We start from the raw sequence: 24839 nt of genomic DNA on the forward strand, positions 1-24839 counted from the left end.
CGGCGAAGTGCGTGGTGCGTGTGGAGATAATTCGAAAATGGTGCTTGGGCGCACGCTTTCGGGTTTGTTGATACCGGTCGTGCGACCCGTTTTCAAACCATGGCATCGTCGGCGGTGCCCAGTTGCGCTATGGTGCGAAATTGTAGAGTTCTCTGGATAGCGGTTAATGAAATTGGTGACGGCGTGGTTACGCATCCCGTTCTGGCAGCGCGTGTTGGCCGGTTTCGCGCTGGGCGCGCTGGCAGGCTGGGCGCTGGGTCCGGCTGCGCAGACATGGTGCAAGCCGCTGGGTGATCTTTACGTCACCTTGATCAAGATGATTGCGGTGCCATTGGTGTTCTTTGCGGTCATCAATGCGATCGCGTCGTTGCATGGGCAGCAGTCGGTGGCCAAACTGGGGGGGCGCACCTTCCTGTGGTTCATCGTCACTGCGGCCCTGGCGGTAGGCGTTGGCCTGACCGTGGGCACGTTGCTGCAGCCTGGCGCCGGTCACCTCGGCTTGCGGGTGGACAGTGCTTGGGCGCCGCACGATGTGCCCAGCCCGATGCAGGTTCTACTGGATGTGGTGCCATCCAATCCGTTCTATGCGCTGACCGGCATCGGCACCCGCACCAATGCCGCCGGGGAAAGCGTGCTGGTGGCCGGGCGTGGCTCGATCCTGCCGGTCATCTTCTTCGCCGCATTGCTCGGTTTTGCGATGGTCAAGCTCGGTGCCCGCGTGGCCGAGGCGCGCAAGCTCTGTACGCAAATGAGCGACATCATGATCCAGGTCACGCGTCTCGTGCTGGAGATGACCCCGCTGGGCACCTTCGGGTTGATCGCTGGGCTGGTCGGCGGCTACGGTTTCCAGAAACTGCTGCCGTTTGGCCATTTCGTGTTGGCGCTGTATCTGGCCTGCGCACTCCACATCGTGGTGGTGTATAGCTGTCTGCTGTTGGCGCATGGGCTCAACCCGTGGAAGTTCTTCCGCGGCGCTGCGCCCGGGATGCAGGTGGCCTTCGTCAGCTCCTCCAGCTTTGCCGCCATGCCGGTGGCGTTGCGTTCGATCACCCACAATCTGGGCGTCAACAAGGACTATGCCGCGTTCGCGGTGCCGCTGGGTGCAAGCATCAAGATGGATGGCTGCGGTGCGATTTTCCCGGCGCTGTGCGCGGTGTTCATCGCCCAGTACACGGGGGTGCCGCTGACTGCCAACCAGTATTTCGTGGTGCTGATTGCCTCCGTGCTGGGTAGCTTCGGCACCGCCGGCGTGCCTGGTACCGCGGTGGTGATGGCTACCGTCGTCCTGAGCGCAGCCAACCTGCCGCTGGAGGTGATCGGTTATCTGTACGCAATCGACCGTGTGCTGGACATGATGCGGACCATGACCAACGTGACCGGGCAGATGTTGGTGCCGGTGCTGGTCGCCAAGGAGACCGGACTGCTCGATCGTCAAGTGTACGAAGCCGCTTCCAGCAACGTCGGTTTGGAGTCGCCGCCGGTCGATCACCCCGATGGCGCAGCGCGGTGAATGTCAGCTGCGCGCGCAGTTGCAGCGCTTGCCTGGCCTGGCGTTGTGCGACGGTGTGCTGGTGCAGCAGACACAGGTGGAAGATCCGTTCGAGCAGCGCTATCTAGCGGTACGGCATCGCGAAGGCCCTCTCTACAGTGACGAGCAAGTGCGTGCCTTGCCGTATCCCGACGGTGCCCAGGGCGGCAGCCACGAATGGCGGGTGCGTGCCGAGTCGTCCCGGCGGTTGCTGCGCCATTTGCGCGCACGGGGTGGCGACGGGCCATTGCTGGAGGTGGGCTGCGGTAACGGTTGGTTGTCGCGACGCTTGGCCGTGGGGCTGCGGCGTGAAGTTTGCGGCGTCGACGTCAATCGCGTCGAACTCGCGCAGGCTGCGCGCGTGTTCGCCGCCGAGCCACGGCTGAGCTTCGTCGCCGGCGACATCCACAGCCTGCCACTGCCGCGACAACATTTCGATGTGGCAGTGTTGCCAGCCTGCCTCCAGTACTTCGCCGATCCGCGTGCATTGATCGCGCGCGTGCTGAGCCTGCTCCATGCCGATGGCGAATTGCATATCATCGACAGCCCGCTTTATGCCGACATCGCCCGAGCCCAGGCCAGTGCTGTGCGTAGCCTGCACTATTTCACCGACCTTGGCTGTGCGGAATTGGCGCAGCAGTACCACCAGCATCCCTACGCCGCGCTAGACGGGATCGTGATGCGGATGTTGTTCGACCCGCGTCGCCTAAGTGCTCGCTGCCTGCGTGCGCTGCGCTGGCGTCAGCCGCATTTCCCGTGGTTGTGTATCCGCACGCGCGACAACTTGGCCTTGTTGGCGTAGCTGTCCATCGTGGTGGCCGCTGCGTTGTTGTCGGCCTGCCGTTGCGGCGCAGTTATGTATTGCCGCATCGGCGCATGGCAGACTGCGGTTTGATTTTTGTGTATGGAGGTCCGATGAGCGGCACGCAACGCGAGCTGACCTTCCGCTTTTTGGCCGAGCCGATCGACGTCAACTACGGTGGCAAGGTTCATGGCGGGGTGGTGATGAAGTGGATCGACCAGGTCGGCTATGCCGCTGCGGTGGGCTGGAGTGGTCACTACAGCGTGACGGTGGCGGTAGGCGGTATCCGTTTCGTGTCGCCGATCCGGATCAGCGACATGGTCATGGTGAGTGCCAAGCTGGTCCACACCGGCACCACCAGCATGCATTTCGCGATCGAAGTACGCGCCCGCGATCCGATGGGCGGGGAGGCGCGGTTGTGTACCCATTGCATTATCGTGTTCGTGGCTCTGGACGGCGTAGAAGGAAAGCCGATCCCGGTGCCATCGTGGCATCCAGACACGCCGGAAGATCGTCGTTTGGCCGAGTACGCCCAAAAGGTGATGGAGCTGAGCAAAGGCATCGAGGACACCATTGCCCATTACCATGGCTGATGTTCTGGCGTATTGCAGTTTCATCAACTCAGGCGCGCCAGTTCGACGGCGTCTCACCGCCTTGCGTCGGACCGGGGCACTAAGAGTAACTAACAAAACGATTGCGTCGCCGCCGGTCGCCGGACGGGTGCGTGCAGTGCTCGGAATCCTCATGTCCCCCCTTGTACACGGCGGTTCCTGCGCGCTGTCCGTGCCCAACCGGCAGCGCTCGCGACGTTTTGTTAGCCACTCTAAGTCTGCCTCTGTGCAGGGCAGGCTCCTGATGGTCGTGGCGCTGCAATAACGAAAAAGGCCGCTGTATCCAGCGGCCTTGTGTCTGCCAGATGGGGCGCGCTTACATCGCCACGCGCCGCGCCTGCAGGAATTTCGCGCTCCAGTACCCGGAGGTGAGGGTATCCACGCGCACATCCTTGCCACGGCTCGGGGCATGCAGGAAGCGGCCTTCGCCGACATACAGGCCGACATGGTCGACGCGGCCCTTGTGGCCGAAAAACACTAAATCGCCCGGTGCCAGTGCGTCGCGGTCCTTGATCAATTCGGCATTGGCCTCGTGAGCCATCTCACGCGACACGCGGGGCAGTTCGATGCCCAGTGCGGTACGGAATACGTAACCGATCAGACCACTGCAGTCGAAGCCTTCGGTATCCTCGCCGCCCCAGCGGTACGGCGTACCCAGCAGCGCCATGGCGCGCTTGAGGACCGATTGAACCTTGTCGCCGCCCGGGACTACGCCTTCGTGCAGGGTCGGTTGAGAGATATCGTAGTTGGCTAGCAAGCGGCTGATGTCGCCAGCGAACATTGCCGAGCGATCCATGAGCGGGATAGTGTCGTTGCCGGCCAAGTGGGGCAGTAGGGCGGCCAGAGTGGCGGTGGCGGCGATGTCTGCCTTGCTGCGTGCTGGAGGTGCTGCCTGCGGTGCAACCGTCGGTGTTGGCTTGGCGGAGGGGGACGTAGTGGTGAGCGTATGTACGTTCCCCGCAACAGGGACAGCCGTGGCGACAGTGGAGGGGGTTATTGGATTGGGTGCGAAGGGCGCGATCGCTTCCCGGACGACGGTGTCGGCGGATGGGGGCTGCGCCAGGGCTGGGAGAGCCGTGAGACAGAGCGAGGCGGTGCAGAAAAGGCGGAACGCGGTCCGATGGGGAACAGCAGTCTTGCCTGTGCAGGTCTGGGCTTCAGTCGTCACGCTTGGATCACGAAATCAAAAGTTGGACGATCATCCCCCGGATGAGGCAAGAAGAGGTTTAAATAAAGTTAAATTTTTGTAATTGTGAATGCAATTTAAGTAACGAATATCACATTTCAGTGCAAAACCCGTTTAGCACCAGTGTAATGATCGCGCCAGTAGGTTCCGTCGAGTGAGTCCAAACGCACTGTTCCACCAGTGTTAGGGGCATGCACGAAGCGGCCCTCGCCGACGTAGATGCCGACGTGGCTCACGCTACCTGCGCTGCCGAAGAACACCAGGTCGCCGGTACTCAGGCGTTGCGGATCGATCTTTGGCCCCTGCACGGCGGCGAGCTCGCGCGAGGTCCGCGGCAGCCGCAGGTCGAGCATGTCGCGGTAGACGTAGGCAACCAGTCCGCTGCAGTCGAAGCCGGATTCGGGGGTGTTCCCGCCGTAGCGGTAGGGCGTGCCGACCAGGCCCAGGGCGCGGATCAGTACCGCGTTGGCGGCGTCCGGGTTGGCCGGGGCGATCTGCGGCCAGTCGCGCACCGCCACCCGCGCCGGCCGCGTCGGACGAGCCGTGTGGTGTCCGCAGGCAGCCAGCGCTGCCGCGCAAAGCAGCACAGCGCATCTGAGAAGCACGCCGCGTGCATGCGCGGAAACTGGCGTGTTGTGCATGGAGCCGGGATAATGCGCGACCTCTAGAGGGCCACCATCATGGCGGCCCTCCCGGCGGCCGACAAGTCGCCCATTCCATCTGCCCCGGCAGACCTAGCGCAGAGTGCACATGAAGATCGAAAAAGACCGCGTCGTCCGTTTCCACTACACCGTTTCGGAAGTCGGTCAGGCGCCGATCGAGAGTTCTAGGGATCGCGATCCCCTGGTGATCCTAGTCGGGCACGGCAATATCATCCCAGGTTTGGAGAGCGCGATGCTGGACAAGGTGGCCGGGGACAGTTTCGCTGTGGACGTGGCGGCCAAGGACGCATACGGCGACCGCCGCGAGGGCTTGACTCAGCGCGTGCCGAAGAAGCATTTCGGCGCGACTAAGTTGCAGCCGGGCAGCCAGGTGATCCTGCAGACCAACTTCGGCCCACGCGCGGTGACCGTACAGAAGGTCGGCATGAGCGTGGTCGACGTCGACCTCAACCACCCGATGGCGGGCAAGGATCTGCACTTCGATGTGGAAATCCTGGAGGTGCGCGAGGCCAGTGCGCAAGAGCTCGAACACGGCCACGTGCATGACGAAGCCGAGGGCGACCACCAACATTGATCCCTGATCGCCACGGCGCCGGATGATCCGGTGCCGTGGGCCGCCGCCGCAGTGCGATGGGGTCGCCGCTGCGTCAGTATGGCCGTGGGCATGCCGCGGTGATGGATAATGGCCACCCTCCCGTCTGGTGTTCGCCTTGGCCGCCCCTGCCGCTTCCGTGTTGCAGCCCATCGCGCCCGCCGAGCGCATCGTCGCCTTGGACGTGCTGCGTGGCTTTGCCCTGCTGGGCATCTTGTTGATGAACATCGAGGGCTTCGTTGGCCCGCTGGATGCCGCAATGACCGGGTTGGACCCGGCACTGCGCGGTGCCGATCGCATTGCCGACGCACTGGTGTACGTGTTGGTGCAAGGCAAGTTCTACACCTTGTTCTCGTTGTTGTTCGGCATGGGGTTTGCGGTCATGGCGCAACGCGCCGAGACCGCGCGGCGTCCCTTCACTGGGTTTTTTCTGCGTCGTAGCGCTGCATTGCTGTTGATCGGTCTGCTGCATGCGCTCTTGCTGTGGTCCGGCGACATCCTGGTCAGCTATGCGTTGCTGGCCATGATGCTGCTGGCGTTCCGGGAGGCGCCCACGTCCTGGTTGCCGTGGATGGCGGTGGTGGTCTATCTGTTTACGCCGTTGCTGTTGTTGCTGGTCGGTGCGATGGCGTCGGCGGCGCAGGCCGACCCGCATGGCGCAGCCCATTGGCGGCACGACATGGCCGAACGTGCGCAACGCAGCGCGATGGCCCTGGCGCAGCAGCGCGAGGCGTTTGGTCATGGCAGCTATGCTCAGGCCACCGCCCAGCGCGGACGTGATTTGCTCGACGTATTGAGCACGCTGTTGTTCGATGCCTCGCCCATCTTCGGCATGTTCCTGCTCGGCGCCTGGTGCGTGCGCAGCGGTTTGGCCGCGCAGCCGCAGCGGTTTCCGCGATTGCTGGCGGTACTGCGCTGGGGCGTGCTGCCGCTGGGGTTGGTGCTGATGCTGTGGAGTTTCCGACTGGAACCCTGGATGGATCGGGCGCGGTTGGACCTGCGTTTGACCGGGGCGTTCGCTCTGGCCAACGTCGCCAGTGGGCTCATGGCGCTGGGGTATACGGCCTGGCTGTTGCGCGCGGTGCCGGCGCTGCAGTGGCTGGCGCCGGCCGGGCGGATGGCGTTGAGCAACTACCTGTTGCAGTCGCTGGTATGCACCACGCTCTTCTATGGCTATGGGCTAGGCTATTTCGAGCGTCTGCCGCGTGCCTGGCAGATCCCGTTCGCGTGCGTGCTGTTCGCGCTGCAGGTAGCGTGGTCGCACGTGTGGCTGCGTTGGTTTCGCTTTGGCCCGGTGGAATGGCTGTGGCGCTCGGCCACGTATTTGCACTGGCAGCCGCTGCGTCGAGCCGATACGACATAGCACGGTGTCGTAGAATGGTCGCATGCCTTCGCGATGTTCGCGCCGCTGCACTCCTTGCCAAACGCCCCTGCTGGAACGGCGGGCATGAGCCCGCGCCGCCCGCCGTTGGTCGTGGCCGATCCATATGCACGGATCCTGGCGGCGATCCGCGCGATCCCGTCCGGCCAGGTGCGTGGCTACGGCGAGGTCGCGATGCTGGCTGGGCTGCCGGGACGGGCGCGGCTGGTCGCGCGCTTGCTCGGCGGGCATGCCGAGGCGACATTGCCGTGGCATCGGGTGCTGCGTAGCGACGGCCGCATCGCCTTCCCTGAGGGTTCGCGGGGATATCGCGAGCAATGCCAGCGCCTGCGTGCGGAGGGGGTGGTGGTGCAGGGCGGGCGAGTACAGCGCACCACCACGCAGGCGCTGGACCTCGACGCGGCGTTATGGGGCCCGCAATAGCAAGCGGCTATGATGGGGGCACTTGCTACGGACATGATCCATGTTTCCCAGACTTCCTCCCGTCACCCAAGCACTTCTGATCGGTAATGTTGTGGTGTTCCTGTTGCAGATATCGCTTGGCACCGCGACCTTCGCTCCCTTCATGCTGTGGCCGATCGGGTCGTTCGATCCCTTTTCGTCGGGGCAGAACTTCCAGATCTGGCAGTTGCTGACCTATGCCTTCCTGCATGGGGGCTTCTCGCACCTGCTGTTCAATATGTTGGCCCTGTACATGTTCGGTGGCCCGCTGGAGCAGACCTGGGGCAATAAACGCTTCTTGACGTATTACCTGGTCTGCGTCGCCGGTGCCGGTCTGTGCCAGTTGCTGGTTGGCTGGTGGATGCTGCGCAATGGCAGTGCGCCGTATCCCACGCTGGGCGCGTCCGGTGGCATCTTTGGCCTGTTGTTGGCCTTCGGCATGCTGTTCCCCAATCAGCGGGTGATGCTGCTGTTTCCGCCGATCCCGATGACGGCACGCACTTTCGTGATCGTGTTCGGCGCGCTCGAACTGGTCATGGGCTTCGCCGGCTGGGAGCCGGGCGTGGCGCATTTCGCGCATCTGGGCGGCATGTTGTTCGGTTGGTTGATGATTCGCTACTGGCGCGGGCAGCCACCATTCGGCAAGGGCAAACCGCCGCGTCCGCGAATCGTGCGCTGAGCCGGGTAGTACTGTAGCCGCGGCGATCGTCCGCCAGCGTCGGCGGCCCAGACGGGATCGCCGACGCATTGAGGCGTTTGGGATCTTGCGACGCTGTCGCCGATGCGCCCTTGGCCACCCGGCGATGGGTGGCCAAGGGCGTAGTTGCCGGCTCAGAAGCGGTAGCCGATCTTTCCGTACCAGTAGCGGCCATTGAAGCCGAACGGCGATAGCGAGGAGTATTGCAAGCCGTTGGTGCGATCGTCGTAGATGCTGTTCAATGCCGTGCGCGTCGGGTATTGGTTGGTCAGGTTGTCCGCGCCAACGGTGAAGGTGATGTTGCGCCAGGTATAGCTGGTGGACGCGTTCAACAGCCAGCGTGCGGCGAAGGTTTGATCCTGGCTGCCGTCGTCTTTATCGCCGCGGCGGGTGACTGCGCCGTAGCGGGTGGCGTCGCCGTGCAGGGTCCAGCTTGCAAGGTTCCATTCGGCGCCGAGGACATACTTGGTACGCGGTGTGGCGTCGGTGAGCAGGCCCTGGCTGGCACGCCTGAAGTTGGGGTTGGAGACTTCCAGGATCTCGGTCTTGTTGTAGTTGGCGCTGAAGCTCAGGTTGAGTTTGCCGGCCTGGTCGAGATCGAGCAGATAGTTGTTCACCCAATCGATGCCGCGGGTGCGGGTGGTGGCGCCGTTCACGAAGAACTGCACTGCGGCGACCTGCCCGATCGGGACGGCCAGTGCCAGCTGGTCCGTGTAGAGGATTTGATTCCAGATGCGGACCTGGTACATATCCAGCGTGGAACTGAAATCCGTGCCGGATTGCCAGACCGCGCCCAGGCTGTAGTTGCTGGATTTCTCCGGGGTAAGCGGTTTGGCGCCCAGTGCGATGGCCACGGGGTCGGAGGTGCGGTAGGTGCCGACCTGATTCAACTTCCCGTTCTGCAGCACGGTCACCACCGAGGTGTAGTTCTGCTGCGCCAGCGACGGTGCGCGGAAGCCGTTGGAGGCGGTGCCGCGCAGAGCAAAGGTGTCGTTGATCTGATAGCGTGCCGACAGCTTGCCGGAGCGGGTTGCGCCTGCTTCGCTGTAGTCCTCGTAGCGCGCGGCCAAGCCACCGGAAAGTTTCTCGGTCAGGTTGGTTTCCAGGTCGGCATACACAGCTTTGCTGTGCCGCTGGAAGTCGCCGGCCAATGCGGGCGCTAGCCCCGGGAACACCTGCGAGCCACCCGGGTAGGGGCGGCCAGTGTTCGGGTTGATGGTGTTCGGGTTGAAGAAGTACGAATTCGGCGAACCGGCCACGACCGTGTACTTGTCTTGCCGGTATTCCGTACCGAAGGCGAGATTGACCGGATACGCCAGCCCCCAGTCGAAGGATTTGCTGGCGTCCGCGTTGAGTACACCTTGCTTGGTACGGAAGCCGCCGGCGTTGAACTGCGTTGGCGAGGCGCCTGTGCTCCAGTACAGGTTGGTGTTGATGGTGTGGCGCAGGTCGAACGTCACGTCGTTCTCGCCGTAGTCGGCGGAGACGTCCCAGTTCCAGCCGCTGTCGGTGTTGCCCTTGATGCCCAGGACCGCGGCACGGTCGTTGGCCGGGTTGTAGATCTGCGGCAGGAAGCCGTTGGGGTAGACCGCCTGCACGTTGCGGTTGGTGTTGTTCCAGGCGCGGTAGTAGCCGTTGGACAGCACTTCGCGGCGGCTGAAATTGGCATAGCCGTACAAGCTGATGTTGGGCGTCAGTGCGTAGCCGAAGTTGAGCAGGCCTTGATAGGTTTTGACCGCCGGATCGCCGTAGCGTTCGTAAGGAATGCCGCTGGGATTGTTCGCGCCCGCCAGGGTGGTGGACTTGTCGGTGTTCTCGGCGCGATTGGTGTTCATCGCGTTCTGGTAGTTCCAGGACACACGTGCCCAGCCGGGGGCTTCGCTGCCCTGCGTGCCGCCGAAGGCCAGCCCATAAGAGCCATCCACGCCGTTTTGCGCGCCGTCGCCCTTGTCCATGATGCCGCCGTTGACCGAGACGCTGTTGCTGCCGGGTTTGGCGCCGTGCTTGAGCACGATGTTGATGACGCCGGCGATGGCGTCCGAGCCGTATTGCGCCGAAGCGCCGTCGCGCAGCACTTCGATGCGCGCGATCGCCGACATCGGGATCGAATTCAGGTCCGCCGGCGCCGAGCCACGACCGACCACTTCGTTGTAATTGACTAACGAGCTGGTGTGGTAACGCTTGCCGTCAAGTAACACCAGCACCGCATCCGGCGACAGGCCGCGCAAGGTTGCCGGGCGCAGTGCGTCGTTGCCGTCGTTGATCGCCGGGCGCGGGAAATTCAGCGATGGCAACAACTTGCCCAGCGCGCTGCCCAGGTCGCTGGCGCCGGAGGCCTGTAGCGCTTCGGGACTGATGATGTCGATGGGCGATTGCGATTCGGCCACCGTCCGGTCGGTGATCCGGGTGCCGGTGACGATGACGTTGTCCAGGGTCTTGGGGGCTTGGTTTTGGTCTTGTTGAGCGAAGCTGTTGCCGGAGGCGAGGACGAGCAGGATGGCGCTGGCGAGGGGGACGGGGCGATACAGCATCGGTTTGAGGCTCCAATTGGCTGTGGGATGGCGGGGCTGGGGGATTCCCGTGAAGGTGGGTAGCATGCTGCGCTGCAGTCACAGCCACGTCATTGAAATCTTTTTTTAACGCGCGTGTGTATACAAATTGCGCCGCTCGGTCGGATGGAGGCCGGGGTGCCGCCCGTGTTGGCTGTCGAGGGGGGCGAGTCCACCGCGTTGGTGGGCCATCGCGAGCGAAGCGGATACACTGCCGCCTCGCTAGCCGAGTGCCCTGCCTTGATTTCGTTACGTAATTTCGCTTTGCGCCGCGGCGAGCGGCTGCTGTTATCCAATGTCGATCTGACTCTCCATGCCGGTTATCGCGTGGGAGTGGTGGGCCGTAACGGTGCTGGCAAGTCCAGCTTGTTTGCCGCGGTGAAGGGCGAGTTGGAGGCCGATAAGGGCGATGTCGACCTGCCCGGCAAGGTACGCATCGCCAGCGTGGCGCAGGAGACCCCGTCGTTGCCGGACCCGGCATTGGGCTTCGTGCTCGGTGGCGATACCGTTGTGGCGGCGGTCTTGGCCGAAGAAGCGGCGGCGAGCGCACGCGAAGATTGGGAAGCGGTGGCGGCCGCGCACACGAAAATGGCCGAACTAGGCGCTTACGATGCCGAAGCGCGCGCCGGTAAATTGCTCCATGGCCTGGGTTTCCCGGCGCAGACCCATCACCGCGCGGTGTCCTCGTTCTCCGGCGGCTGGCGGGTGCGCTTGAATCTCGCACGCGCGCTGATGATGCCCAGTGACCTGTTGCTGCTCGACGAGCCGACCAATCACCTGGATCTGGACGCGGTGTACTGGTTGGAGCAGTGGCTGTTGAAGTATCCGGGCACGCTGCTGCTGATCTCGCACGACCGTGAGTTCCTCGACAACGTGGCCACCCACACCCTGCACCTGCATGGCGGCGGCGCCAAGCTGTACACGGGCGGTTACACCGATTTCGAGCGCCAACGCGCCGAACAACTGCGTCAGCAGCAGATCGCGCACGAGAAGGAACAGACCGAGCGCGCCCATCTGCAAAGCTTCATCGACCGCTTCAAGGCCAAGGCCTCCAAGGCCGCGCAGGCGCAGAGCCGGATGAAGCGCCTGGAGAAATTGGCCGGCACCGAGGCGGTGCGGGCCGAGCGCGAATTCCGCATCGAGTTGGCGTCGCCGGCCAAGCTGCCGTTTTCGTTGATCCGCCTGAACCAGGTGCAGGCCGGTTATGGCCGCGATGCGGTGATTCTGCACAACGTCGGTTTTGGTCTGGAGGCCGGCCAGCGCATTGGCCTGCTCGGCCCGAACGGCGCTGGCAAGACCACGCTGGTCAAGACCCTGGTCGGTGAATTGCAGCCCATCGCCGGCGAGCGCATGGCGCATCCGGATCTGCGCATCGGCTACTTCGCCCAGCACACGGTGGAGTCGCTGCACGAAGGCCAGTCGCCGATGGAACACTTCCGCGAGATCGACAAGGAGGCGAGCAATCAGGCGTTTCGCGATTTCCTCGGTAAGTGGAATTTTCCCGGTGACCGTGCGTTCGAGCCGGTCGATGGTTTTTCTGGTGGGGAACGTGCGCGTCTGGCGCTGGCGTTGATCGCCTGGCAGCAACCCAACGTGCTGCTGCTCGACGAACCGACTAATCACCTCGATCTGGAAATGCGCGAAGCACTGGCCGAGGCGCTGAGCGACTTCGAGGGGGCGATCGTGATGGTTTCGCATGATCGACACCTGATCGGCCTGGTCTGCGACAACTTCTGGCGCGTGGCCGATGGGGTGGTCGAGCCGTTTGACGGCGATCTGGACGAATATGCCGCCTGGCTGCGGACGCGTCCGGCCGCGCAGGGCACCAAGCAGAAGCTGGCCGAGGCCGCGCCGACTCCGCCACCAGTGGTCAAACCGTTGCCGGCGAAGAAACCACAGAATCCGCACAAACTCGCGGCGGCCGAGAAGCGCGTGGGCGAGCTGGAGACGGAACTGGCCGAACTGGATCGTCAACTCGCCGATCCCCGCTACTACGCCGATCCCGAGAAAATGGCGGTGCTCGGTCGCGACCGCGAAGCCACTGCGCAACAATTGGCGCAGGCCGAGCAGGTGTGGATGGAACTCATCGAGGGCGCGTAAGCCGCTGCGCGCAGGTGTGCTCGCCAGCGCTGCCCGCACACATGCCGGTTCATCCACGCGGACCGACTTGCCTTGAGAGGGCATACAGTTGCTCGCGATGAGCGGTGGCAGCACGGCCTGGATGCCGGCATCGCAGCGCGGTAAAGGCGCGTCGTGCTCAGTCCGCCGCCTGGGGTTGCTCGCTGCGCAGCCAGTCGCGCAGGCGCCGGGCGGCGTCGCTTTCGGCGCGCGAACGCAAGCGCGTCAACCAGTACCGGCCCAGGTCGATGTGGATCGGGAACGGGCACAGCAAGCGTCCGGCGGCTAGGTCCTGGGCGAACAGACGTAGCGGCAGCAGGGCGACGCCGTGCCCCGCCGCGGCGATACTGGCCAGGGTCAGCGAGGCGTCGCAGATCGGTCCATCGGCCTGCACCTCGGCTGCGCCGGCAGCGTGCAGCCAGCGCGGCCACTCGTCCAGCCGGTAGGAGCGCAGCAGCGTTGTCCTGGCCAGGTCCGCCGGCGTGCGCAAGGCGTGTGCCAGTGCCGGGGCGCATACCGGTGCAAATGGCGCGTCCAGGATCGGTGTGGCGCATTGGCCCTGCCAGTCGCCGTCGCCGAAACGGATCGCCAGATCCAGGCCTTCGCAGGCCAGATCGACCCGGTTGTTGTGGGTGTGTACACGCAATTCGATGTCCGGATGCGCGGTGTGGAAGGCCTCCAGGCGCGGCAGCAGCCAGCCCGCTGCGAAGGTGCCGACCACGCCCACGCGCAAGGTCTCGCGGTAGCTGCCACCGGCAAAGCGTTGCAGGGTGACGGCAATGCGGTCGAACGCTTCGGTCAGGACGGGGTGCAGGCGTTGCCCTTCTTCGGTCAGTGCCACGCCGCGAGGCAGGCGCTGGAACAGGACCAAGCCCAGGCGGGCTTCCAAGTGCTTGATCTGATGGCTCAGCGCGGCTTGGGTCACGCACAGTTCGGCCGCCGCGCGGGTCAGATTTTGGTGCCGCGCGGCGGCTTCGAAGGCGCGCAGGGCGTTCAACGGCAGATGTGGACGACTCATCGCAAACGATCAATATTCCTCATCAGAGCGATTGAATAACCTCGCTGGTGGGCTTCGGTCAAGACGCCCATCATCCTGGCTCCTGACGGAGGTGGACGATGCTGACGAGACGACGGTTCTTGCAAGGTGTGGGCGTGGGCGCAAGCGCGCTGGCGTTGGCCGCAGTGCAGGCGAAACCGCTTTCAAACAAGACGCTGGCGCTGCAACAGCGGCTGGCCGAGATCGAGCGCCGCAGCGGTGGCCGGTTGGGTATCTATCTGCTCGATAGCGGCACCGGCCAGCGCATCGGTCGGCGTGAGCAGGAGCGTTTCCCGTTATGCAGCACCTTCAAATTTGTTTTGGTTGTGGCGGTGTTGCAGCGGGTCGATCGTGGCGAGATCGGGCTGGATCAGCAGGTGCGGGTCCGCGCAGCGGACGTGGTGTCCTACGCGCCGGTGACCAAGCCGCATGTCGGCGGCACGCTCAGCGTCGATGCGCTGTGCCGGGCTGCCATGATCTTCAGCGATGGCGGGGCGGCCAATCTGTTGTTGCGCTTGGTCGGCGATCCGCCGGGGCTGACCCGCTTTCTGCGCGCGCATGGCGACACCCAGACCCGTTCCGATCGCAACGAGCCGTCGATGAACGCCTTCGCCTTGGACGACCCGCGCGACACCACCACGCCTGCGGCGATGGCGAGCACCATGCGCACGTTGCTGTTGGGCGATGTGTTGCAGCCGGCCTCGCGCCAGCGCCTGATCGATTGGATGATCGACAATCGCACCGGCGACGACTGTTTACGCGCGGGCTTGCCGGCGGGCTGGAGGATCGGCGACAAGACGGGCAACAACGGCACCGACAGCCGTAACGACATCGCCATCGTGTGGCCGCCGGGCAGGTCGGCTCCCTTGTTGCTGACCGCCTATCTGAACATGGCGACGGTCGACAGTGATGCACGCGACGCGGCGCTGAAAGCAGTGGCGCAAGCGGTAGTGGCGTGGTGGCCGGGGTGATCCGTGCGCGGTGGCAGTCAGCCCATTGGCGAGGTAGGCGCGGTTTGAATCGGCAGGCATCAATTGGCAGGCATCGAAATCAGCTTCGATCGCGTCAGCCAACAGGCCATGACCCTTGGAATCAGCCCGGTTGCTTGCTCACCTCGGACTGGTACAGCCGCGCCGGACCGCCGAGCGCCGGATCGGTATGGCCCGCTCGTCCGCTCTCCACGCGCCCCGCCAGTCGTTGCGCGCTGTCGTCGGGGTGCAGCAGCCACAGGTCGTACCAGCCGGCGCTCGGTGCCGCTGGCCAGTGCCGCTCGACGGTTTGTCCGGGGGCCAGTTCCAGTTCCAACGCTGGCATTGCGTCGGCGTAGGCGCCGGGGCGCACGCGAATGCGTTGCGGGCGCGCCGCCGTGGAATGCAGGCGCAGGCGCAGCGTGTCGGCCGTGGGCGTAGCGGCTTCTACCTCGGCGATCAATGCCGGTGTGGGGAGTGTGCCGCGATAATGCCGATGGAAGCCGTTGGCGCCGAGCAGCCACAGATCGTAGTGGCCGTCGTGGAGTGTCCAAGTGCCTTCCATGGTGGCGTCGCGGCCAAGCGTGTAACGCCGTGGAATCGCGTCCAGGGCATGGCGGTCGTACACGTGCAGCACGGTCGCCGCGCCGCTGTTGCGCATGCGCAGCCGCACCGTGCCGTGTGCGGCGTCGGCTTGCAACTGCACATCGGGGCGATATGGCACGGCACGCGCGCGACGCACGCCGAAGGACTGACGTGGCGGCTGTATCTGCGTTGGCGTCGGCGGTAGTGCGTGCTCGCGCAACGTCGCCGCGCGTGCCGCCGCGGCACGCACGTCGGGAAGGTTGGCGATGAACGGGCGCGTGTCGGCCTGGCGGAAATCGAAGGCATCGACCAGGTCGCCGCACACGGCGCGGCGCCATGGCGTCAGCCCGTGGGCGACAACGCCGAAGCGGCGTTCCAGCAGGCGCAGTACCGAGGTGTGGTCGTAGACCTGCGAGTCGACCCAGCCGCCGCGGCTCCACGGCGAGATCACGTACAGCGGCACGCGCGGACCCAGGCCATAGGGACGGCCGCGCAGTTCCGGTAGATCGACCTTGTCTTCGCCGGGTGCAGGATGCAGATGGTATTCGCCATGGGTGTCCACGCTGGATGCGCCGGCCCAGCCGCCGGCCGCGGACGGGTCGGGCGAGGGCGGTGCGGGCGGCGGGACGTGGTCGAAGAAACCGTCGTTTTCGTCGAACATCAGCAGCAGTGCGGTGCGTGACCAGACGTTTGGTGCGGCGGTGAGCGCATCGAGCACGCGCGCGGTGTAGGCCGCGCCCTGCGCGGGGCTGGAGGGTTCGGGATGTTCGCTGCCGGCGGCGTCGGCGATGATGAAGCTGACCGACGGCAGGCGCGCGGCCAGCACGTCCTCGCGCAACTGTGTCAGGGTACGCGTGCCGACGCCGCGTGCGCGCAATTGCGGATCGTGCCCGGGGGCGCCGCGCCGCGCCACGCCGCGCGAAACGCTGCGAATCCGGCCAGCGGGTTGTCGGTGAAGTTGTCGGCCATGTCCTGGTAGATCTGCCAGGACACGCCAGCCTGCTGCAGCGCCTGGACGTAGCTGTGCCAGCGGTAGTCGTTGGGATCACCGCCCAGTTCCGGGAAATTGTCGTGCGAGTTGGCGATCACCGGCCCGCCAGCGCGTGCGTGCGGATCGTTCTGCCCGGTCCACAGGAACACGCGGTTCGGGTTGGTGCCGGCCTGGATCGCGCAGTGGTAGGCGTCGCACACGGTGAAGGTGTCGGCCAGTGCGAATTGGAACGGAAGGTCGGCGCGCTCGTAGTGCGCCAGCGCGTGGTCGCGTTTTGCCGCTGGCCACCGGCCCATGCGCCCGTGGTCCCAGGCCTGTTGCGCGTTGGGCCAGGTATGCGGCGTCCCTTGTACGCGCATGGTGGCGAAGTCGTGCGCGGTGTGCAGGGGGAATGGCGCCAACAGGCGGCTGCCGTCTGCGCTGGGTTGTAGCCATACGCTGCGCGGTGGCGTTCCCGGCAATGGCGGTGCGGGAATCGGGAAGCGGTCGCCGAAGCCGCGCACGCCGGCCAGGCTGCCGAAGTAGTGGTCGAAGGCGCGGTTCTCCTGCATCAGGATCACCACGTGCTGCAGGTCGTTCAGGCTGCCGCTGCGCACGTCCGGGGCGATCGCGGCGGCGCGCGCGATGCTCGGTGGCAGCAGGCTGGCGGTGCTGGCGGCAAGGCCGGCGCGGAGCAGGCGGCGGCGGGTGAGGTCGGTCATGGCGTGCATGAAACGAAAGCGGCGCCGACCATGATAGGTCGCCGCTGCGAGATTGGCATGTGGCCGGCGATACATCGGTGAAAGATCGTCTATGAAGATATGAAGGTTGATCCGATGCGACACGGCGGCGCGATGAAGGTGCTGTCCACGCTGTCCAAGCCGGTGCGATGGCGCATGTCGGTTTGGTGACCGGCCCGTAGATTTGCTCTGGATTCTTTGGTGCGGTGTGGCGCAACGATGGCAAGGCAAAAGTGCGCTGTTGTGTGTTTGCCGTTGACCCAGGCTTGCGCTGTATGCCGCGATGGTGCGGCGTGATGGCACGGACACGGATGAAGCGTCATCATCGCCATTGCCGTCGGAAACCAATCCGCGACATCCTCCTCGCCTAGCGCGACCACGCATGCGCGACAGAACGGACTGCTCGATGTCTCACGAACTGATCTATTTGCTGTTGATCTTCGCTTTGCTGGTCATTCCGCGCGCGCTACAGCGTTTCGCGATGCCAGCGCCGTTGAGCTGCCTGTTGTTCGGCATCGTGGCGATGCTGGCGATGGGGGCCAAGGCGCACGACCAGGTGGTGAGTCTGCTGGCGACCCTCGGGATTTCTTCGCTGTTCCTGTTCGCGGGCCTGGAGGTGGAGTTGAAGGCCTTGCGTCGCGGATTGTGGCCGTTATTGCTGCATCTGCTGGTACGCGGCGGCACCTTGTTCGGGACTGGCTGGTTGGCTTGGCGCTATGCCGGGCTGCCGTGGCAGGCTGCGGGTCTGCTGGCCCTGGCACTGCTGACGCCGTCCACGGGGTTCATCATCGATTCGCTGGGGAGGCTTGGGCTCGATGAGGAGGAGCGGTTCTGGGTCACCAGCAAGGCCATCGCCGGCGAATTGCTGGCGTTGGCGGCCCTGTTCGCGATCCTGCAGGCCAGCGATCCGTGGCGGATGGGACTTTCCAGTCTGGCGCTGGCGGCGATGTTGATCGGTCTGCCATTGCTGTTCGTGGGGCTGGGGCGTTGGGTCGCGCCACAGGCGCCGGGATCGGAATTTTCGCTGCTGGTGATGGTCGGTCTGATCGCGGCCTATATCACCTATTCGCTGGGCGTGTACTATCTGGTCGGTGCGTTTATCGCGGGATTGGTGGCGCGCCTGTTGCGCCAGCGCATGCCGTTGCTGGCCTCCGACGAGAACCTGCACGCGGTCCGGCTATTCGCTTCGTTCTTCGTGCCGTTCTATTTTTTCAACGCCGGCACCAAGGTGCCGAGCGGGGCGCTGAGCCTGCACGCGCTGGGGCTGGGACTGGCATTGACCGCCTGCGTATTGCCGCTGCGCATCGGCATGGTCTGGTTGCAGCGCCGGATGCTGTTCGGCGAGGATGCGCGCAGTAGTCTGCGGGTCTCGTTGGCGCTGGCGCCGACGCTGATCTTCACCCTGGTGCTGGCTGGTATTTTGCGCGATCGCTTCGTTATCGCCGAGGCGCTGTTCGGTGCGCTGCTGTTGTATGCGGCGTTGAGCACGTTGTTGCCTGCGCTGTTGTTGCGCATGCCCTTCGATGTGACGTTGGTCGAGGCCACGCCCGCCCCCGCAGCGCCTGGGCATGTCAACGTCGCGCCCGCGCCCGGACAGACGCAGTCTGTCACCCCGGCCGCGCCATCGACGATCGCAGCGGCCACGCCGTTGGCGACTCCGGAATCGCCGCCGCGATAGTCGTAACCGGGCTCCATCTGAACCCCGTGCTTGAAAGCGAGCGGTTGGCCCTCATATTTGCCTTCCCGTTCCTGTTGCGTTTTTGCCGCCATGCCGATTTATGCGTTCCAATGTGCTGCGTGCGGTCACACTTTCGATCGTCTGCAGAAGTTGTCCGATCCTGATCCGGAAGTCTGTCCGGCCTGCGCCGCATCTGCGGTTAAACGTCAGCTCACCGCCCCGGCGTTTCGCTTGTCTGGCAGTGGCTGGTACGAGACCGATTTCAAGAAGGACGGCGAAAAGAAGCGCAATCTGGTCGGATCCGAGAGCGGTGGCGAGACGAAGCCCGCAGCGGCCTCCGAGGCCGCGCCTAAGCCAGCGGCTGCGGCGTCGAGCCCAGCGTCGGCACCTGCGGCTCCGGCCAAACCGGCGGCGCCCTAGGACGCCGCAGCGTTTCGCCAGGCGGTTGTCAGCCAAACGTAGCGTGGGTGTGACACTGCTGACGACCTGTGCTTCTTACCAAGGCCGGCTGCGCCAACGGCGATTTGCCCGGGCCGGCGCGGCACCGCAGAATATCCGGCTTGCCGGTGCCTTCTGCGCTGGTCGCCCCCTTGCTTGGAGCTTGCGATGCGTACCCACTTTTGCGGCCTGGTCGATGAGACGCTGATCGGCCAAACCGTCACCCTGGCCGGCTGGACCGATGTCGCGCGTAATCTCGGCGGTGTGTGTTTCATCGATCTGCGCGATCACGAGGGCATCGTCCAAATCATGGTGGAGCCGGAGAACGCCGAGGTGTTCAAGGTCGCCGCCAGTCTGGGCTACGAGGATGTCCTGCAGGTCGAGGGCGTGGTGCGTGCTCGCCACGCGGTCAACGACAAGCTGCGCAGCGGCAAGGTCGAAGTGATCGCTAGCGCCATCAGCGTACTCAATAAAGCCGCGCCGCTACCGTTCCACGCACATGAAAATCCGGGCGAAGAGACCCGGTTGAAGTACCGTTATCTCGACCTGCGCCGCCCGGAGATGCAGCGCATGCAGCGCACCCGTATCAAGCTGGTGCAGGCGCTGCGCCGCTACCTTGATGAGCGCGGATTCCAAGACATTGAGACGCCGATTCTGACCAAGGCCACCCCGGAAGGCGCGCGCGACTTTCTGGTTCCGGCACGCATGCACCCAGGCGAGTTCTACGCCTTGCCGCAGTCGCCGCAGTTGTTCAAGCAGATTCTGATGGTGGCTGGCTTCGATCGTTATTACCAGATCGCGCGCTGCTTCCGCGACGAGGCGCTGCGCGCCGACCGTCAGCTCGAATTCACTCAGCTCGATATGGAGTTCGCCTTCGTGCGCGAGCGTGACGTGCAGGACTTCGTGGAGGCGATGGTCCGCACTATCTTCAAGGACGTCGTCGATGTCGAACTGGATGCCGGCTTCCCGCGCATGACCTGGGCCGAGGCGATGCGCCGTTACGGCTCGGACAAGCCGGACTTGCGCATCGACCTTGAGCTGGTGGACGTCGCCGAACAGGTCAAGGCCTGCGATTTCGCGGCGTTTTCCAGCGCGGCCAACGATCCCGATGGCCGCGTCGCCGCGTTGCGGATTCCGCGCGGTGCCAGCCTGTCGCGCAAGCAGATCGACGAGTACGCCGCGCATGCCGCCAAGTACGGTGCCAAGGGCCTGGCCTACGTCAAGATCGCCGACAGTGGCGAGATCAGTTCGCCGATCCAGAAGTTCTTCGACGAGGCCGCGTTCGCCGTGCTGCTTGCCCATGTCGGTGCCGGCCGCGGCGACATCGTGTTCTTCGGCGCTGGTGCCTACACCAAGGTGTCCGATTTCATGGGGGCATTGCGGCTGAAGGCTGGCAAGGACTTTGGCCTGATCGCCGTGGGCTGGCGTCCGCTGTGGGTCACCGATTTTCCGATGTTCGAATGGGACGAGGAGGCGCAGCGCTACGTGGCCCTGCATCACCCCTTCACCGCGCCAGCGGTGGACGATATCGCCACGTTGCGCGCACATGCCAAGACCGCAGTGTCGCGTGGCTACGACATGGTGCTCAACGGCAACGAAATCGGCGGCGGTTCGATCCGCATCCATCGTCCCGACATGCAGAGCGCGGTGTTCGAATTGCTGGGCATCGGCGCCGAGGAGGCGCGGGCCAAGTTCGGCTTCCTGCTCGATGCGTTGAACTACGGCGCGCCACCGCACGGTGGCATTGCCTTCGGCATCGACCGTATCGCGGCATTGATGGCCGGTACCGAGTCGATTCGCGACGTGATTCCGTTCCCCAAGACCACCGGCGCGCAGGATCTGATGACCGATGCGCCGTCGCCGATCGCCGACACCCAGTTGGCCGAGGTGCACGTGCAGGTGCGGCCGCGCGCGCTGTAGTTTTCTTTATCCATCCACCCGCCTTAGCGAAAGAGAGTCACATGAGCGAGAACGCATTCAACTTGGAGTGGGAAACCCTCGGCAATGAGGGTGCAGTGGATGCCATCGTCACCCAGCGCGCGCGCGTATTCGGCGGATGGCTGGTGCGAGTGGGTAACGGTGCTAATGCGCCGCTGGCCTTCGTAGAGGACCCGGAGGGCCGCTGGGACGGCGAGGACTTCGGCGAAGACGATTACGAATACGAGGAAGATGAAGACGAAGAGGAGGAATACGACGAGGACGAAGAGGGCGAGGAAGAGGAAGGAGGGGACGAGGCCTCCGACGCAGAACACGCGGCGCGCTGAGCGGTGCAGATCCGCCGCGCCAGGCTCGACGATGCCGAGGCGGTGACGCGAATCGCGACGACGACCTTCAGCGAAACCTTCGGTCATCTCTATCCCGAATCGGAACTGCGCGCCTTTCTGACCGAGGCTTATTCGCTCGCACGTGCGCAGCTTGTGTTGACGCATCCGGACTATGCGCTCTGGTTGGTCGAGCACGATGGCGCGGTGATCGGGCATGCCGCCGCCGGCCCCTGCGGGTTGCCGCATGCGCAGGTACGCCCCGGCGACGGCGAACTGAAGCGGCTGTACCTGCTACGCGCCTACCAGAACAGCGGTTGGGGCAGTCGTCTGTTAGAGACCGCACTGACTTGGCTGGAGCGCGACGGCCCGCGCACGCTGTGGGTGGGCGTGTGGTCGGAGAATCTCGGTGCGCAGCGCTTCTATGCGCGCTACGGTTTCGAGAAGGTCGGGACTTACGAATTCCCGGTGGGGCAGGTCCGCGACCTGGAATTCATCCTGCGCCGGCCGTCGCCGCCTAGCTAGTCGATGCTCATGAAGTGGTTATGGAATGAAGGTAGCGCTGGGCGTGTGCGGCCGATCGTCCCGGGTCAGGCGATGCCTCGCGACCTGCGCCAGGATCGGTGCGGCGGTTTTCTAGGCGATAGCTATTGCCGCGTCGGCGTTACCGGTGGCTGAGAGCATGCGTGCGCAGGTGCTGTTGCTGCATGGGATCTGGAATGCGCCGCCATACCTGCTGCCATTGGCGCTGCGGCTGCGTCGGCAGGGATTCCATGTGACCAGTTTCGGCTATTCGACGGTCTTCGGCGGCGTCGATACGGCGTTCCTGCGGCTACACGCGCGCATCGAGCGTCTAGCCGCATCGGGGCCGGTGGCCCTGGTCGGGCACAGCCTGGGTGGCCTGATCGTACTGCATGCCTTGCGCCAAGCGCCTTCGCTGCCAGTGACCCGGGTAGTGTGTCTTGGCAGCCCATTGGCAGGCAGTGCCGTCGCCCATGCCCTGGTGTATCGCGGCCTTGGTATGGTGTTGGGGCGCAGCGCCGGGTTACTGCAGCAGGGACTACGTGGTTGGGATGGCGCAGCGCAGGTCGGGGCGATCGCTGGAACGCTGCCGCGTGGGCTGGGTAAGCACTTCGTCGCAATGGACCGGCTTTCCGACGGTACCGTGGCCCTCGCCGAGACCTGGGTGCCGGGGCTCAGCGACCATTGCCAGGTCCGGGCCAGCCATAGCGGACTGCTGTTCTCTGCGCAGGCGGCGCGTCAGGTTGTGGCGTTCCTGCGCGACGGGCGCTTTTCCGCATGAGTGGCGTCCATCTAATGGGGCGCGGCAGCGCAATCGAGTAACATCCGCCGCTTGTCCTTACAGATGTCCGGAACGCCCCATGGGTAGAGGCCCCTCGATCGAAGCCCGCAAGAACGCATCCGATGCGAAGCGCGGCAAGATTTTCACCAAGATCATCCGCGAGATCGGCGTTGCCGCACGCGCTGGCGGCGGCGACCCGTCGAACAATCCGCGGCTGCGGGTGGCGATGGACAAGGGGCTTGCCTCGAACATGTCCAAGGATGTGATCGAACGCGCGATCAAGAAAGCCACTGGCGAGCTGGAAGGGGTGGAATACGAAGAAATCCGTTACGAGGGGTATGCGCCGGGCGGGGTGGCGGTGATCGTGGACTGCCTGACCGACAACCGCGTCCGCACCGTGGCCGACGTGCGCCATGCCTTCAGCAAGTGCGGTGGCAACTTGGGGACCGAAGGTTCCGTCGCCTTCATGTTCAAGCGTTTGGGGGTGCTCAGCTTCGCCTCCGGTGCCGACGAGGAAGCAATCACCGAGGCGGCGATCGAGGCCGGCGCCGACGACATCGTGGTCTATCCCGAGGATGGGGCGATCGACGTACTGACCGCGCCGGACACGTTTCAGACGGTCAAGGACGCCATGGAAGCGCTCGGTTTGGTCGCCGACCATGCCGACATCACCTTTCGTGCCGACAACGACATCGCGGTGGACAGTGACACCGGCACGCAGGTGCGCAAGCTGCTGGACATGCTGGAAGACCTCGACGATGTGCAAAACGTCTATTCCAACGTGGATCAGGCTGCGTTGAGTGGCGGGGGCTGATGGTGTGCTCGCCGCGATCCGGTGGGCTTCCTGTGGACGGGACGCGAAACAGCGTGTTGCCCAGGCCTGACGCGCCGTCGTCGTGGCGTGCTCTGCCAGCATCCGGTGCTCGCACGGCAAGCCCTTCGCGGCCTGCGTCGCCGCTCTTCAGTCCTGGTGACGTTCGCATTCTCGGCATCGATCCCGGTTCGCAGCGCACAGGTGTGGGCATCATCGACGTGGACGCCGCTGGTCGTGCCCGGCACGTCTACCATGCGCCGTTGCGGTTGCTCGGCGAAGGCGATTTCCCACAGCGGCTCAAGCGTCTGCTGCACGGACTCGATGCGCTGATCGAGGAGTATCGGCCGCAGGAAGTGGCGATCGAACGTGTATTCATGGGCAAGAGTGCCGATGCGGCGCTGAAACTCGGTCACGCTCGTGGTGCGGCGATCTGCGCGGTGGTGCTGCGCGACTTGCCGGTGCACGAGTACGCTGCCAAGGAAATCAAGCTGGCTCTTGTCGGCAAGGGCGCGGCGGAGAAACAACAGGTGCAACACATGGTCGGGTTGATGTTGAGCCTGAGCGGTAAATTGCAGGCCGACGCCGCCGATGCGTTGGCGGTGGCCATCACCCATGCCCATGTGCGCGCCACTGCGCAACGCCTGGGCGTGGGCACGCAACAGGCATGGAGTAGAAAATGAGCGAGCATCGCGGCACCCGGAGCATTGGCGGTAGGCACACGACTTGCCACGTGGTCGGTGTGGGAGCGCATGATCCGGTGGTGGCTCTGCGATTCTTGTCGGTCCGGCGATTGGCTGTTGCGCATCTGTATTCGCACGTTGCGCCTTGCGCAGGGGTATTACGATGATCGGTCGTCTGCGCGGTATCCTCGCCTACAAACAGCCGCCATGGTTGGTGATCGACGTCGGCGGTGTCGGTTACGAAATGGAGGCGCCAATGAGCACCTTCTACGACCTGCCCGACGTCGGTCGCGAGGTCATCCTGTTCACCCACTACGCGCACAAGGAGGACAGTGTCGCGTTGTACGGTTTCCTGCGCGAGGGCGAGCGGCGCCTGTTCCGCGATGTGCAACGGGTCACCGGCATCGGGGCGAAGATCGCCTTGGCGGTACTGTCCGGGGTTAGCGTGGACGCGTTCGCCCGGCTGATCACCGCCGCCGACGTTACCGCATTGACCCGTATTCCCGGCATCGGCAAGAAGACCGCCGAGCGGATGGTGGTGGAGTTGCGCGACCGCGCGGCGGACTTCAGCGGCGGCGCACCGATCACTGGGCAACTGGGTGCCGATGCGGTCTCCGAGGCCACATCGGCGCTGCAGCAGCTTGGCTACAAGCCTGCTGAAGCGGCGAAGATGGCGCGCGAGGCCGCCGCCGATGGCGACGAGGTCGCCATGGTCATTCGCAAGGCGCTGCAGTCGGCGCTTCGCTGATCGGTCGGTGGCTACGTCTTTCCCCGCGTATTCTTCACGTCTTGGCGTTAC

At 64.6% G+C, this 24839-nt stretch carries 22 protein-coding genes, 1 other RNA gene and 1 pseudogene; 19 read left to right on the plus strand and 5 right to left on the minus strand.

Annotated features, from left to right (window positions below; genetic code table 11):
- Positions 1–166 precede the first annotated feature (166 nt).
- From XalbCFBP2523_RS06885 to XalbCFBP2523_RS06900, 4 genes are all read left to right on the plus strand, one after another.
- Positions 167–1510: a dicarboxylate/amino acid:cation symporter gene (locus XalbCFBP2523_RS06885; protein ID WP_045766170.1), complete on the plus strand. Its 1344-nt coding sequence runs from the start codon at positions 167–169 to the stop codon at positions 1508–1510.
- Positions 1494–2330, plus strand: a complete 837-nt coding sequence (locus XalbCFBP2523_RS06890) for a class I SAM-dependent methyltransferase (RefSeq protein WP_045766169.1) — start codon at positions 1494–1496, stop codon at positions 2328–2330. Before XalbCFBP2523_RS06885 ends, XalbCFBP2523_RS06890 begins: the two co-directional genes overlap by 17 nt.
- Before the next feature lie 113 nt (positions 2331–2443).
- A complete protein-coding gene (locus XalbCFBP2523_RS06895; RefSeq protein ID WP_045766168.1) occupies positions 2444–2923 on the plus strand; it encodes an acyl-CoA thioesterase in 480 nt (159 codons plus the stop codon).
- Between the two features lie 151 nt (positions 2924–3074).
- Positions 3075–3150: non-coding RNA, sX9 sRNA (locus tag XalbCFBP2523_RS06900), on the plus strand.
- 107 nt (positions 3151–3257) lie between these two features.
- Here XalbCFBP2523_RS06900 and XalbCFBP2523_RS06905 read toward each other — a convergent pair.
- Positions 3258–4109 carry a C40 family peptidase gene (locus tag XalbCFBP2523_RS06905; protein ID WP_045766167.1) on the minus strand — a complete coding sequence of 284 codons (852 nt, stop codon included), beginning with the start codon at positions 4107–4109 and terminating at the stop codon, positions 3258–3260.
- A gap of 116 nt (positions 4110–4225) precedes the next feature.
- Complete coding sequence (locus XalbCFBP2523_RS06910) at positions 4226–4768, minus strand: C40 family peptidase (RefSeq protein ID WP_012916921.1); 543 nt, start codon at positions 4766–4768, stop codon at positions 4226–4228.
- A gap of 109 nt (positions 4769–4877) precedes the next feature.
- On the opposite strand from XalbCFBP2523_RS06910, the gene XalbCFBP2523_RS06915 reads away from it, so the two are divergent.
- The 4 genes from XalbCFBP2523_RS06915 to XalbCFBP2523_RS06930 all read left to right on the plus strand — a co-directional run bounded on the left by XalbCFBP2523_RS06915 (position 4878) and on the right by XalbCFBP2523_RS06930 (position 7882).
- On the plus strand, positions 4878–5363 hold the full coding sequence (locus XalbCFBP2523_RS06915) for an FKBP-type peptidyl-prolyl cis-trans isomerase (RefSeq protein WP_012916920.1): 486 nt from the start codon (positions 4878–4880) through the stop codon (positions 5361–5363).
- 157 nt (positions 5364–5520) lie between these two features.
- Positions 5521–6744, plus strand: coding sequence for a DUF418 domain-containing protein (locus XalbCFBP2523_RS06920; protein ID WP_045757375.1), 1224 nt, complete (start codon positions 5521–5523; stop codon positions 6742–6744).
- 84 nt (positions 6745–6828) lie between these two features.
- Complete coding sequence (locus XalbCFBP2523_RS06925) at positions 6829–7185, plus strand: MGMT family protein (protein WP_045766166.1); 357 nt, start codon at positions 6829–6831, stop codon at positions 7183–7185.
- 40 nt (positions 7186–7225) lie between these two features.
- Entirely contained in the window at positions 7226–7882 is a 657-nt protein-coding gene (locus XalbCFBP2523_RS06930) for a rhomboid family intramembrane serine protease (RefSeq protein ID WP_012916917.1), read from the plus strand.
- Between the two features lie 152 nt (positions 7883–8034).
- Here XalbCFBP2523_RS06930 and XalbCFBP2523_RS06935 read toward each other — a convergent pair whose 3' ends face one another.
- Complete coding sequence (locus XalbCFBP2523_RS06935; protein WP_012916916.1) at positions 8035–10431, minus strand: TonB-dependent receptor plug domain-containing protein; 2397 nt, start codon at positions 10429–10431, stop codon at positions 8035–8037.
- Between the two features lie 258 nt (positions 10432–10689).
- Here XalbCFBP2523_RS06935 and XalbCFBP2523_RS06940 point away from each other — a divergent pair, with 258 nt between their 5' ends.
- Positions 10690–12549 carry an ABC-F family ATP-binding cassette domain-containing protein gene (locus XalbCFBP2523_RS06940; RefSeq protein ID WP_012916915.1) on the plus strand — a complete coding sequence of 620 codons (1860 nt, stop codon included), beginning with the start codon at positions 10690–10692 and terminating at the stop codon, positions 12547–12549.
- 157 nt (positions 12550–12706) lie between these two features.
- Here the strand turns inward: XalbCFBP2523_RS06940 and XalbCFBP2523_RS06945 are convergent, their stop codons facing one another.
- Positions 12707–13585, minus strand: coding sequence for a LysR substrate-binding domain-containing protein (locus XalbCFBP2523_RS06945; protein ID WP_012916914.1), 879 nt, complete (start codon positions 13583–13585; stop codon positions 12707–12709).
- A 98-nt stretch (positions 13586–13683) separates the two neighbouring features.
- On the opposite strand from XalbCFBP2523_RS06945, the gene bla reads away from it, so the two are divergent.
- Positions 13684–14574: a class A beta-lactamase gene (gene bla, locus XalbCFBP2523_RS06950; protein ID WP_012916913.1), complete on the plus strand. Its 891-nt coding sequence runs from the start codon at positions 13684–13686 to the stop codon at positions 14572–14574.
- 121 nt (positions 14575–14695) lie between these two features.
- On the opposite strand, the pseudogene XalbCFBP2523_RS06955 reads toward bla, so the two are convergent.
- Positions 14696–16848, minus strand: a pseudogene (locus tag XalbCFBP2523_RS06955) (phosphocholine-specific phospholipase C).
- Between the two features lie 424 nt (positions 16849–17272).
- Here XalbCFBP2523_RS06955 and XalbCFBP2523_RS06960 point away from each other — a divergent pair.
- The 9 genes from XalbCFBP2523_RS06960 to ruvA all read left to right on the plus strand — a co-directional run bounded on the left by XalbCFBP2523_RS06960 (position 17273) and on the right by ruvA (position 24788).
- Positions 17273–18544 (plus strand): cation:proton antiporter, encoded by a 1272-nt coding sequence (locus tag XalbCFBP2523_RS06960; RefSeq protein ID WP_012916911.1) that lies wholly within the window; start codon positions 17273–17275, stop codon positions 18542–18544.
- A gap of 90 nt (positions 18545–18634) precedes the next feature.
- A complete protein-coding gene (locus tag XalbCFBP2523_RS06965; RefSeq protein ID WP_012916910.1) occupies positions 18635–18964 on the plus strand; it encodes an FmdB family zinc ribbon protein in 330 nt (109 codons plus the stop codon).
- Positions 18965–19150: 186 nt separating this feature from the next.
- On the plus strand, positions 19151–20902 hold the full coding sequence (gene aspS / locus XalbCFBP2523_RS06970) for an aspartate--tRNA ligase (RefSeq protein ID WP_045766165.1): 1752 nt from the start codon (positions 19151–19153) through the stop codon (positions 20900–20902).
- A gap of 41 nt (positions 20903–20943) precedes the next feature.
- Positions 20944–21246, plus strand: coding sequence for a hypothetical protein (locus XalbCFBP2523_RS06975; RefSeq protein ID WP_045766164.1), 303 nt, complete (start codon positions 20944–20946; stop codon positions 21244–21246).
- 3 nt (positions 21247–21249) lie between these two features.
- Positions 21250–21768, plus strand: a complete 519-nt coding sequence (locus XalbCFBP2523_RS06980) for a GNAT family N-acetyltransferase (RefSeq protein WP_045766163.1) — start codon at positions 21250–21252, stop codon at positions 21766–21768.
- A gap of 157 nt (positions 21769–21925) precedes the next feature.
- Complete coding sequence (locus XalbCFBP2523_RS06985; RefSeq protein WP_045766162.1) at positions 21926–22546, plus strand: esterase/lipase family protein; 621 nt, start codon at positions 21926–21928, stop codon at positions 22544–22546.
- Between the two features lie 79 nt (positions 22547–22625).
- On the plus strand, positions 22626–23360 hold the full coding sequence (locus tag XalbCFBP2523_RS06995) for a YebC/PmpR family DNA-binding transcriptional regulator (RefSeq protein ID WP_045766161.1): 735 nt from the start codon (positions 22626–22628) through the stop codon (positions 23358–23360).
- Between the two features lie 167 nt (positions 23361–23527).
- Positions 23528–24040, plus strand: coding sequence for a crossover junction endodeoxyribonuclease RuvC (ruvC, locus tag XalbCFBP2523_RS07000; protein WP_045757374.1), 513 nt, complete (start codon positions 23528–23530; stop codon positions 24038–24040).
- 163 nt (positions 24041–24203) lie between these two features.
- Entirely contained in the window at positions 24204–24788 is a 585-nt protein-coding gene (gene ruvA, locus XalbCFBP2523_RS07005; protein WP_012916904.1) for a Holliday junction branch migration protein RuvA, read from the plus strand.
- The last annotated feature ends 51 nt before the right edge of the window (positions 24789–24839 follow it).

It is taken from the genome of Xanthomonas albilineans (assembly GCF_002939705.1).
GTDB classification, from domain to species: domain Bacteria; phylum Pseudomonadota; class Gammaproteobacteria; order Xanthomonadales; family Xanthomonadaceae; genus Xanthomonas_A; species Xanthomonas_A albilineans.